10 protein-coding genes are annotated in these 11,017 nt (G+C 53.8%); 7 read left to right on the forward strand and 3 right to left on the reverse strand.

Annotated elements, in window-relative coordinates; all coding sequences use genetic code 11:
• The first annotated feature begins 8 nt into the window (after nt 1–8).
• The 4 genes from AC6I8K_RS19435 to AC6I8K_RS19450 all read left to right on the forward strand — a co-directional run bounded on the left by AC6I8K_RS19435 (nt 9) and on the right by AC6I8K_RS19450 (nt 2,453).
• A complete protein-coding gene (locus AC6I8K_RS19435; RefSeq protein WP_497827335.1) occupies nt 9–197 on the forward strand; it encodes a hypothetical protein in 189 nt (62 codons plus the stop codon).
• A 65-nt stretch (nt 198–262) separates the two neighbouring features.
• On the forward strand, nt 263–1,261 hold the full coding sequence (locus AC6I8K_RS19440; protein WP_497827336.1) for a type IV toxin-antitoxin system AbiEi family antitoxin: 999 nt from the start codon (nt 263–265) through the stop codon (nt 1,259–1,261).
• A 107-nt stretch (nt 1,262–1,368) separates the two neighbouring features.
• Complete coding sequence (locus tag AC6I8K_RS19445; RefSeq protein ID WP_497827337.1) at nt 1,369–1,812, forward strand: hypothetical protein; 444 nt, start codon at nt 1,369–1,371, stop codon at nt 1,810–1,812.
• 122 nt (nt 1,813–1,934) lie between these two features.
• On the forward strand, nt 1,935–2,453 hold the full coding sequence (locus tag AC6I8K_RS19450) for an O-acetyl-ADP-ribose deacetylase (RefSeq protein WP_483818065.1): 519 nt from the start codon (nt 1,935–1,937) through the stop codon (nt 2,451–2,453).
• 510 nt (nt 2,454–2,963) lie between these two features.
• On the opposite strand, the gene malG is transcribed toward AC6I8K_RS19450, so the two are convergent.
• Genes malG through malE form a run of 3 tightly spaced genes read right to left on the reverse strand, consistent with a single transcriptional unit; the run spans nt 2,964 to nt 6,635 of the window.
• A complete protein-coding gene (malG, locus tag AC6I8K_RS19455) occupies nt 2,964–3,854 on the reverse strand; it encodes a maltose ABC transporter permease MalG (RefSeq protein WP_008110659.1) in 891 nt (296 codons plus the stop codon).
• Between the two features lie 9 nt (nt 3,855–3,863).
• Nucleotides 3,864–5,384 carry a maltose ABC transporter permease MalF gene (gene malF / locus AC6I8K_RS19460; protein WP_497827338.1) on the reverse strand — a complete coding sequence of 507 codons (1,521 nt, stop codon included), beginning with the start codon at nt 5,382–5,384 and terminating at the stop codon, nt 3,864–3,866.
• Nucleotides 5,385–5,444: 60 nt separating this feature from the next.
• Nucleotides 5,445–6,635, reverse strand: a complete 1,191-nt coding sequence (gene malE / locus AC6I8K_RS19465; RefSeq protein WP_064740246.1) for a maltose/maltodextrin ABC transporter substrate-binding protein MalE — start codon at nt 6,633–6,635, stop codon at nt 5,445–5,447.
• A 363-nt stretch (nt 6,636–6,998) separates the two neighbouring features.
• Here malE and malK point away from each other — a divergent pair, with 363 nt between their 5' ends.
• The 3 genes from malK (at nt 6,999) to malM (ending at nt 10,472) form a co-directional block, all read left to right on the forward strand.
• Complete coding sequence (gene malK / locus AC6I8K_RS19470; protein ID WP_064740245.1) at nt 6,999–8,108, forward strand: maltose/maltodextrin ABC transporter ATP-binding protein MalK; 1,110 nt, start codon at nt 6,999–7,001, stop codon at nt 8,106–8,108.
• Nucleotides 8,109–8,149: 41 nt separating this feature from the next.
• Nucleotides 8,150–9,451, forward strand: a complete 1,302-nt coding sequence (locus AC6I8K_RS19475) for a maltoporin (protein ID WP_064740244.1) — start codon at nt 8,150–8,152, stop codon at nt 9,449–9,451.
• Between the two features lie 97 nt (nt 9,452–9,548).
• Nucleotides 9,549–10,472 carry a maltose operon protein MalM gene (gene malM / locus AC6I8K_RS19480; protein WP_483818062.1) on the forward strand — a complete coding sequence of 308 codons (924 nt, stop codon included), beginning with the start codon at nt 9,549–9,551 and terminating at the stop codon, nt 10,470–10,472.
• Nucleotides 10,473–11,017 lie beyond the last annotated feature (545 nt).

Genomic DNA, 11,017 nt, shown 5'->3' on the forward strand with positions numbered 1-11,017 from the left:
TCGAATAGTTGGGAACTCATTACATCGATCAGACTTTTGATACGACGGTGAATGCGATTTCGGTGATCTTTATCAGCTACGCGCTGCTGGTATTACTGGTGATTGAGAAAACGATTGGGTTGATGACGTTGAGTGAGATTGATGATGACGATTCGCACGCAGATGGCGCGGTGTTTGTGGCTAAGGAAATGTTGTAGTTTGTTATCTTTGTTCATATAATTATTCTGTTCATGAATCATGAACGAAACGAAAGTGTGAACAAATGAAGATGGAACAACTGATTTCTGATGCAATCCGCTGCCTGCCGACCGGACTTCGTCTGGAGTACGACCTCGCTCCACACGTCTTGCCTCCGGCTGGCTCGGCCATACTCTTTGCGCCGCATGATGAAAGTATAAACTTCACCCTTGAGGTTAAGCATATCCATCGTATGGAGACGCTTAAGCGGGTGAAAGCCCATATCGAAAGCTTGCAGCGGGAACGCCCAGTACTGCTTATCTGCAATCAGCTCAGTCAGTCACTTGCTGCTTACTGTATGCAAAATGACATCAATTTCATCGATACCGCCGGCAATGCAAGCATTCAGTTACCAGGATTTTTTATGCTGATTGAGGGCAAACAAGAAAAAAAATCCGTGACCTCAGGCGGAAGATTCCCGGTAGGAGTCATGAAGCTGCTGTTTATCTTGCTGTCAGACCCCAGCGTTATCGACCAACCTTACCGTGCACTGGCTGAAATGGCGGGAATCTCTTTGGGTATGGTAAGCAAAGCCTTCGAATATCTTGAGCGTCAACGTTATTTTCGCAAGACTAAAAATGGCAGGCGGCTCATCGGCGTAGATGAACTCTGTGCAATGTGGATAGATGACTATCCTCGCTCGTTAAAGCCCAAACTTGATCAGCTGAAGCTGGCTATGCCGGAGAAACCAGAATACCTTGCTTTGATTGACGATGAAATTGCAGGAGGAGAGTTGGCAGCTGCAAACCTCAGCAACGGCTATCTGGTGCCCACCTCAGCAATTGTTTACACCCCACATTCGTTGCTGCAGCGTCGTAAAGAACTCGCGCTAAAACCTTCTCGTGAAGGGGATTTCCAGCTTATTGCCGGTTTCTGGGGACGTTATCATCTGACTTCACGCGCGCGAGCTATGCTATGCCTGGCGGATCTGCTGGAAAGCGGTGATGACAGGAAGAGGGAAGTCGCAAGGATCATAAATGAAAAATATCTTAACCTTAACGAAGCCACTCTTTTCAGTTACTGAAGCACTGCTGCGTAGTATTAATAAAATCTGCGCTGAGCAAAGTATTGCCTATTTCATCGCGGGGGCTACTGCACGAGAAATCCTCATTCTTGATCGTACAGATAATTATGTCTGTCGATGGTTTTGAAGAAGCCTTCAGCGAATCGGTATTGGTTGAGCTATCTGATGGAGAGCTTATTCCATTTTGCTCGTTACCAGGCCTTGCTTTGCTCAAGCTGTTTGCGTGGCGCGATCGCGGTGATGAAAATGGTAAAGACGCAGCGGATCTGTACAAAATCCTTAGTGAATATGGCCTGATAGAAGAAAATCGTATTTACGAATTTCCTGTCAGAGGTGAGGAAATGGAGTGGGATGTTATCCGCATGGGAGCGTATTTACTTGGCGCAGATATCGCAGCGATCAGTGGTGTTGAATCACAGTCAGAACTGCAAAGGTTAGATAAAGAAAAAATAATCGATGCAATAGTGCGTCAGTCAAATAGCGAAACAGCGGAAAATATTGAGCAAATTATTGATGATTTCTGGGCGGGGGCAATGAAGGAAAAAGATTAATTGTTAATTGGTTTGATAAATGCTGTACGTGGACGGCAACATTGTGTGTAAGGATGGATGGAATGAGAGGATGATCGCATAGCTTTTGGCTAACACTGCTAACGCTGAGGAGGAGAACTAACATGAACAAAATAGTATTGCTCAAAGATGACATAACCAAAGTTTCGGCAGACGCTATTGTGAACGCCGCTAATACCTCGTTGCTGGGTGGAGGCGGAGTTGATGGCGCCATCCATCGGGCAGGCGGGCCAGCGATTTTGGCTGAATGCCAGAAAATCAGGAATCGACAAGGTGGCTGTAAAGTCGGAGATGCAGTGATCACCACGGCGGGTGATTTGCCGGCAAAATATGTGATTCACACCGTTGGACCACACTGGCATGACGGGCAACATGACGAAGAAACGCTGTTAAAAAATGCCTATCTGAGCTGTTTTAAGCTGATCGATGAATATGGCATCCAAACCGTTTCGTTTCCCAATATCAGCACCGGCATATACAGATTTCCTAAGGCATCGGCGGCTGAGATCGCATTGGGTGTGATTAACCAGTGTTTACGTGACAACCCCCACATCGAGCGCGTCAATTTGGTGTGCTTTGATGAGGAAAATTACGATCTGTATTCAACTATGCTTGGGCAGTAAAGTTCTAAATAATTTCATTCATCCACTCTCGCACCGCGATATATTTACTGTTGGCTAAAACCTGATGACTATCTTATTACCGCCTTAAGTCGATAAAAATTGCAACAATTAACCTTACGCAATATTCAAAACGGAAGGGTTAACAACATGGAGTTTGGTTTTCAAAATCGGCTGGCCTTATTCAAGGTCTAAGGATGAACTTAACGCATTATTTGCCAGTCTCAACTTTAGTAATCTGGAAAATGTCAGCCCAATTGAAGCATTCGATCAATTCCAAACACAGCGTCGCATGAGCGCTACTTTCATTTTCAGCCAGTTATACCTATTGCTTAAGAATGTAGTCGCGACCTTTATTACTCAGGAACCATAACCTTTTTGACGCGATTGCATTCATTTTGTCTATGGTGACAGAAGGTCTTTTGATAATCCCCGCCAAATAAAAAAAGCGGCCCTCAGGCCGCCAAAAACCTCAACTGCAGTGAACATTGAGGAAGGAGGATAATAACCGGGTTAGCCTTTTACGCCGCCGGCCGTCAGGCCGCTGACCAGCCAGCGTTGTGCCAGCAGGAACACCAGCGTAATTGGAATCGCAGACAACACCGCCGCCGCGGCAAAATCGCCCCACAAATAGTTCTGCGGGTTCAGATATTGCTGCATGCCAACCGCCAGCGTGTAGCTGTTCACATCGCGCAACAGCAGCGACGCAACCGGCACTTCGGTGACGGCAGCGATAAACGCCAGAATAAATACCACCGCCAGAATAGGTACCGACAGCGGTAACAACACCAGGCGGAATGCCTGCCACGGCGTGGCGCCATCCAGCGCGGCGGCTTCTTCCAGCGATCCATCGATGGTTTCGAAATAGCCTTTAATGGTCCAAACGTGCAGGGCAATGCCGCCAAGGTAGGCAAAGATCACGCCGCCGTGGGTGTTGAGGCCGATAAACGGCAGGTATTGTCCCAGGCGATCAAACAGTGCATACAGCGCCACCAGCGACAGTACGGCAGGGAACATCTGGAAAATCAGCATGCCTTTTAACAGCGTGGCGCGTCCGGCAAACCGCATGCGGGCAAAGGCATACGCGCAGGTGGTGGAGAGCGCCACAATACCGATGGCGCTGATGGCGGCGATCTTCACCGAGTTCCACAGCCACAGCAGCACCGGGAACGGCGGCGGAGTGACGCGCCCGTCGGCGTGCTCCACGCTGAAACCTAACGCCAGTTGCCAGTGTTCCCAGGAAATCTGCTCTGGGATCAGCGAGCCGGTGGCGAAGTTACCGGCGCGCAGTGAGATGGCAAAGACCATCAGCAGCGGAAACAGAATTCCCGCAATAAACATCAGCAGCAGCAGATGCGTCATCAACAGACGCAGCTTTTGCGATTTGGGTTGCACCATAGCCATAACGCCTCCTTAATCGAATTTCATCCGCACGGCTTTCAGATTGATCACCGCCAGCGCGCCCACCAGCAGGAAGATCAGCGTGGCGATTGCTGCCGCCAGGCCAAAGTCCTGCCCGCCGCCGCCTTCAAACGCAATACGCCAGGTGTAATTCACCAGTAAATCGGTGTAGCCCGCTGGCGTGGTGGTGCCGATACGATCCGGTCCGCCGTTGGTAAGCAGCTGCACCAGCACAAAGTTATTAAAATTAAAGGCGAAACTGGCGATCATCAGCGGCATCAGCGGCTTTAACAGCAGCGGCAGGGTAATCAGGAAGAAATTCTGCATGGGCCCAGCGCCGTCCATCGCCGAGGCTTCATAAAGATCGTCCGGAATGGCTTTCAACAGTCCCATGCAGAGGATCATCATGTAGGGATAACCGAGCCAGGTATTGACAATCACCAGCATGGTGCGCGCTAGCGTCGGATCGCTAAACCACGCGGGTTGGAAGCCGAACAGCGCTTTCAACATCACGTTGATTTCACCGAAGCTCTGATTGAATAAGCCTTTAAAGATCAAAATCGAGATAAACGCAGGCACGGCATACGGCAAAATCAGCATCACGCGATACACCGCTTTGCCTTTCAGCGCTTCCCACTGCACTAAGCAAGCCAACACCATGCCAACCGCCACGGTGAGCACTACCGTCACGAAGGAAAACAGCAGCGTCCAGCCAAAGATCGCCAGAAACGGTTTTTGAATCCCTTCATCAGTAAACACGCGAATGAAATTCTTCCAGCCGCTATTCACCGTAAAGCCCGGACTCAGCGCTTCGCCGCTGGCGTTCTGATAGAAACCGGTTTCGCGATTGGCCTGATACAGCACGCCGTTTTGCTGATTTTTTAGATCGCCATTAGGTTGCAGCACATACAGCGGGCGCGTGCCAGAGAACTGCCGCAGTGAACTCATCACCACCTGACGACCATCTGGCAGCTCGGCCTGAATCTGGTTCAGCGCCTGACGATGGGTGGTGACGATGCGCAGCGTGGCGCGTTCGCCCGGCGGCGGCGGGGCGCTGGCCAGTTTCAGCTGTTGCGCGCCGCCAAAGGCGAACGCCGGTGAGACGAAGGTTTGTCCGTTGGCGGCTTCGGTCAGTACCAGCTGCCAGCGATCGCCCGCCGGGATCAGCGAGAAATTAAGCGCCGATCCATCCTGATACTGACGGTTCAGCAACACCTGTTGCGCGCGTTCCAGCGTCAGCTGGTTGGTGCTGCTGTAGTTGGTAAAGGCAATCGCCACGGTACAGGCGAGGGGAAACAGGACGAACAGCGCCATGCCCGCAAGGCCGGGATAGACATAGCGCCAGGCATAAGCGCGACGATTGGCATAAATCCAGATGCCGACGGCGCTGATAATCAGCGTCACCAGCGCAAACAGATATTCACCTTTTGCATACATCAGCACGAGCAGATAGCCGACCAGCAGACAGCAGATACCGAGAAAAAGAGCCTTCAGCGCGGCGCTGAACCGTGCCGTTTTCGGTTTTCCTGACATGATGCGGTTTTCCTTAACAGCCAGTAACGAGCCGGATTGCGCCGGCTCTGGTAGAGAGGATTACTTGTTGAGTCGTGCCTGCGCATCTTTCAGCGCCGCATCGACGCTTTGGCGTCCACTCAACGCATTCAGCGTGGCCGTGCGCATCGCGTACCAGAAGGCGGCCATCTGCGGAATGTTCGGCATGATGTCGCCGTTGCGCGCGTTGGTCATGGTGGCGGCGATACGCTCATCCTTCTCCAGCGTCTGCTGGAATGATTTCAGCGCCACCGCGCCGAGCGGTTTGTCTTTGTTGACCGCATCAAGACCGGCATCGGTCAGCAGGTAATTCTCCAGGAACTCTTTGGCCAGCTCTTTGTTTGGGCTGGCGGCATTGATGCCGGCACTCAGCACGCCGACGAAGGTTTTGGCGTTTTTGCCATGCAGCGTTGGCAGCAGCGTGACGCCGTAATTGATTTTGCTCTTGTCGATGTTGCTCCACGCCCACGGCCCGTTGATGGTCATGGCGGTTTGCCCCTTGTTAAAGGCGGCTTCGGCGATGGAGTAATCGGTATCAGCATTCAGCGTTTTGGCCTTTACCTGATCAACCAGGAAGGTCATGCCCGCTTTGGCGCCAGCGTTATCCACGCCGGTATCTTTCACGTCGTAGCGGCCATCGGTGAGCTTAAAGGCATAAGCGCCGCCCGCCGCCAGCAGCGGCCAGGTGAAGTACGGCTCCTGCAGGTTAAACATCATGGCGCTCTTGCCCTGCGCGCGCATTTTCTTATCCAGCGCGGCGATCTCTTCCCAGGTTTTTGGCGGTTCAGGCAGCAGATCTTTGTTGTAGATAAGCGATAAGGATTCAACGGAGATTGGATAACCGATCAGCTTGCCGTTAAAGCGCACCGCGTCCCAGGTGAAGGGGAAGATTTTCTCCTGGAAGCGCGCGTCCGGCGAAATCTCCGCTAACAAGCCTGACTGCGCATAACCACCGAAGCGGTCGTGCGCCCAGAAGATGATATCCGGGCCGTCGCCAGTGGCGGCGACCTGCGGATACTTCTCTTCCATTTTGTCCGGATGCTCAACCGTCACCTTGATGCCGGTTTCCTGCTCAAACTTTTTACCCACTTCAGCCAGGCCGTTGTAGCCCTTATCGCCGTTGATCCAGATGACCAGCTTTCCCTCTTCAATTTTGGCAACGGCAGAAGCTGAAAACAGCACGGCCGTCAGGGCGGAAAGGGCAAGAATGCGTGCACCGGTTTTCATTGTCATAACTCCATCCTGTTAGCGGAAACGGAAATCGTTTTACCTGCCACATTGTGAGTATCTGCCGCCGCTTCTCATCCTCCCCGGCTCTACGCCTGCGCGCTATCAGTTGTGATCTGTGTTGCAAAACCACCCGGTTATTACGGACTGGCGCACAGAATCGCCGTGCTGCTCTGCGTGATACGTCACAAAAATGGTTGCCTGCCGCGTTGGGTCACCTGCGTCTGCACGTTCTCCTCCTCCCGCCTCCTCCCCCACGCTGACGCCCTGCGGTGGAGGATGTTGACGCTTACGTCCTTGCCCATAGTGGTCGCCGGGGTCTGTCCGTGGATTTGCGGACAAGGATTAGCAAGCTGAGAGGAAAGCATCATGTCGAGCGTTACGTTGCGCAGTGTCTCTAAGGTTTGGGGTGAAACCGAGGTGTCGAAAAACATCAGCCTTGAGATCGCAGAAGGAGAGTTCGTGGTGTTTGTCGGACCTTCGGGCTGCGGGAAGTCGACGCTGCTGCGCATGATTGCCGGTCTGGAAACCATCACCAGCGGCGATCTGTTTATTGGTGACAAACGCATGAATGAGGTACCGCCCGCCGAGCGCGGTATCGGCATGGTGTTTCAGTCCTACGCGCTGTATCCCCATCTTTCGGTGGCTGAGAACATGTCATTCGGCCTGAAGCTGGCGGGCACGCGTAAAGCGGAGATCCAACAGCGGGTCAATCAGGTGGCGGAAGTATTGCAACTGGCGCATCTGCTGGATCGCCGTCCCAAAGCGCTGTCGGGCGGTCAGCGTCAGCGCGTGGCGATTGGTCGCACGCTGGTGGCAGAACCGCGGGTGTTTTTACTCGATGAACCGCTTTCTAACCTCGACGCGGCACTGCGCGTGCAGATGCGTATTGAGATCTCACGTCTACATAAGCGCCTGAAGCGCACCATGATTTACGTCACCCACGATCAGACCGAAGCAATGACGCTGGCCGATAAGATTGTGGTGCTGGATGGCGGACACGTTGCCCAGGTCGGCAAGCCGCTCGAGCTTTATCACTATCCCGCCAATCGTTTCGTCGCCGGTTTTATCGGCTCACCGCGCATGAACTTCTTACCGGTGAAAGTCACCGCCACCGCCATCGATCAGGTTCAGGTGCGCTTACCCAACACTCAGCTGGTGTGGCTGCCGGTCGACAGCGCGGGTGTGCAGGTGGGCAGCAACATGTCGCTCGGTATTCGTCCTGAACACCTGCTCTCCAGCGATATCGCCGATGTCACCCTTGAAGGCGAGGTGACGGTAGTCGAGCAGTTGGGACACGAAACGCAAATTCACCTCCAGATTCCCGCTATTCGTCAAAGCCTGGTGTACCGCCAGGAGGACGTCGTGCTGGTAGAAGAGGGCGCCCTGATGGGCATCGGCCTGCCGCCGGAGCGTTGCCATCTTTTCCGTGAAGATGGCAGCGCCTGTCGCAGGTTACATCAGGAGCCCGGTGTTTAGCCCTGCAAAACAATAAAAGCAATGACCTCAGGAGATAGAAAATGTTAACTCTGCGCAAACTCCCTATCGCGGTTGCTATCGCGGCAGGTACACTCGCTGCCCCGTCAATGGCAGTCGATTTTACTGGCTATGCCCGTTCCGGCATTGGCTGGACCGGCAGTGGTGGGGAACAGCAATGTTTTCAGGCCACCGGTGCTCAAAGTAAATACCGTCTGGGCAACGAATGTGAAACCTACGCTGAACTAAAGCTGGGCCAGGAAGTATGGAAAGAGGGTGATAAAAGCTTCTATTTTGATACCAACGTCGCCTATTCGGTTTCCCAGCAGAATGACTGGGAAGCCACTTCTCCCGCGTTCCGCGAAGCCAACGTGAAAGGTAAAAACCTGATTGATGCGTTGCCGGGATCCACTATCTGGGCCGGTAAGCGTTTCTATCAGCGCCATGACGTCCATATGATCGACTTCTACTACTGGGATATTTCCGGTCCCGGTGCGGGTTTGGAAGATGTTGATCTCGGTTTCGGTAAACTCTCTTTTGCGGCTACACGCTCCTCTGAAGCGGGCGGCTCTTACACCTTCTCCAGCGATCAGATTCGTGATTACGCGACCAGCACCGCAAACGACGTGTTTGACGTGCGTCTGGGTGGTTTGGAAACGAACCCGAACGGCGTGCTGGAGCTGGGCGTCGATTATGGCCGTGCCAATGCGCGTGATGGCTATCGCCTGGAAGATGATGCGTCTAAAGATGGCTGGATGTTCACCGCCGAACATACGCAGAGCATGATGAAAGGCTACAACAAATTTGTGCTGCAGTACGCCACCGACGCACTGACTTCTCAGGGCAAAGGGCTGCCGCAGGGCACCAACATTAACAACAGCGGCAGCATGTATCGCGTCCTCGATCACGGCGCAATTACCCTCGCCGATCGCTGGGATCTGATGTATGTCGCTATGTACCAAAATACCGATCTTGATAACAACCGAGGTACCGAGTGGTACACCGTGGGCGTGCGCCCCATGTACAAATGGACGCCGATCATGAGCACGCTGCTTGAAGTGGGCTACGACAACGTGAAATCGCAGCAGGTGAACGAACGCAACGGCCAATACAAAGTGACCCTTGCGCAACAGTGGCAGGCGGGCGACAGCATTTGGTCGCGTCCGGCACTGCGTCTGTTCGCCACCTACGCCAAGTGGGATGAGAAGTGGGGCTACAGCAAAGACAGCGCAGGAGATTTGACCTCCTTTGCCTCTAACGACAGCAGCGGCAACGGCATCTTAACGAACAGCCGTGGCAACAACGATGAGGTGACATTCGGGGCGCAGATGGAGATTTGGTGGTAATGCTCCCGCGTCAGTCCTGATCGAGACAAACTCTTTTCGGCGCGGCGCGCCATTGCCTGGTTCGCGCCGCAGCCTGACAGCCTTTTGAGGTTTTACCATGATAATGAAAAAAACAGTTTTTGCGCTCTGTCTGAGCGCCGCGTTGTTCGCCGGCCAAAGTCTACCGGCGATCGCGGATGTCAATCTGGTACCACAGGATCTCTCTGCCGCGCCCACATTTCCTGCCGCCAGCCTGCAAACGCTGAGCTGGCTGCCGGTGGATACCTCGCGCACCCAGGTCACCACGCTGAGTGAGAGCCACACCAGGTTGAACGCTGCGGGCGTAACGGGTTCGGTGGCGGCCTACAGCTTGCCAGCCAATATCGGTGAACTCACCATTACGCTGAGCAGTGAAGTGAAACAAAATCAGGTGTTCGCGCCTAATGTGCTGGTGCTGGATGAGAACATGCGCCCGGCGGCTTGGTTTCCGGCACGCTTTTTCACCTATCAGCAGCCGGGCGTGATGGCGGCGGATCGGCTGGAAGGCGTGATGAAACTGACGCCTGCGCTGGGTCAGCAAAAGATCTATCTGCTGGTGTTTACCACCGAGAAGGATTTGACCGAAACCACCACATTACTGGATCCGGCTAAAGCCTACGCCCGAGGCACCGGCAATGCGGTGCCGGATATTCCCGATCCGATTGCGCAGCACAGCCGCGACGGCACGCTGAAACTCAAAGTGAAAACCAGTTCAGGTTCATCAATTCTGGTTGGGCCGCTGTTTGGATCATCAAGTCCTGCACCGGTAACGGTGGGCAATACGCAGCCGGTTGCGGCGACCACCTATCGCGCAGCCCCCGCGCCGGAGGCCAAACGTGAGCCGATCATGACGGATACCGAAGGTTACTTTAATCAGAACATCCGCGAAGCGGTTGAGAAGGGCAATATCGATAAGGCATTGAAGCTGCTGGATGAGGCAGAGCGTTTAGGCTCCACATCGGCCAGACAAGTGTTTATCAGCAGTGTTAAAGGCAAGGGGTAAAGCGCCCCGACACTGCTGATTTGTCCCATCTGGTGCGCTTCGGCGCACCTTTTTTATTGCAAGCTAAACACCGCACAGTTCGTAGCGGCGCAATTTATTGCGTAATGCCGATCAGTTAAGCGCCGATCGACTTTCGTTCGCTATCGGCTGGGGCAGTTTCAGCTATGCCGTGCGGCGACCGAGCAGAGGGCGTCAGGCCGCGCCCTCTGCACTCCGCGGCCCTGCGCCAGCCCAGCCCGCCGCTACGCGGTACCTTCACTCGCTCACGATTCCTGACGGACCGGCGGCGATTCGCTCCTGCTCAGCGCCGCCTCTCGCCGCATCCCTGCGGCTCGTCCTGGAATCCTTCACTCGTTCAGCGGGCTGGGATGTCGCCTCAACACCCACGCTGCAACATCAATGCGTATTTCTGAATTACCATCGCGGTAACGCCTGTAGGGTCGCCATTCATGGCGACCAGGTAATCCCCGCAGAGCCAATGCGCTGCTTAACTGACGAGCATTACGCAATTTATTGCGCCATGTCGATCAATTAGGCACCGCCTC

The organism is Pantoea sp. X-Soil-ISGK-421 (assembly GCF_059730785.1).

Bases quoted from the DNA above. Each gene is read 5' to 3' on its own strand.
- malE (WP_064740246.1), bottom strand. From the start codon at position 6,635: ATGACAATGAAAACCGGTGCACGCATTCTTGCCCTTTCCGCCCTGACG.
- AC6I8K_RS19445 (WP_497827337.1), top strand. From the start codon at position 1,369: ATGTCTGTCGATGGTTTTGAAGAAGCCTTCAGCGAATCGGTATTGGTT.
- malK (WP_064740245.1), top strand. From the start codon at position 6,999: ATGTCGAGCGTTACGTTGCGCAGTGTCTCTAAGGTTTGGGGTGAAACC.
- malF (WP_497827338.1), bottom strand. From the start codon at position 5,384: ATGTCAGGAAAACCGAAAACGGCACGGTTCAGCGCCGCGCTGAAGGCT.
- AC6I8K_RS19475 (WP_064740244.1), top strand. From the start codon at position 8,150: ATGTTAACTCTGCGCAAACTCCCTATCGCGGTTGCTATCGCGGCAGGT.
- malM (WP_483818062.1), top strand. From the start codon at position 9,549: ATGATAATGAAAAAAACAGTTTTTGCGCTCTGTCTGAGCGCCGCGTTG.
- AC6I8K_RS19450 (WP_483818065.1), top strand. From the start codon at position 1,935: ATGAACAAAATAGTATTGCTCAAAGATGACATAACCAAAGTTTCGGCA.
- AC6I8K_RS19440 (WP_497827336.1), top strand. From the start codon at position 263: ATGAAGATGGAACAACTGATTTCTGATGCAATCCGCTGCCTGCCGACC.
- malG (WP_008110659.1), bottom strand. From the start codon at position 3,854: ATGGCTATGGTGCAACCCAAATCGCAAAAGCTGCGTCTGTTGATGACG.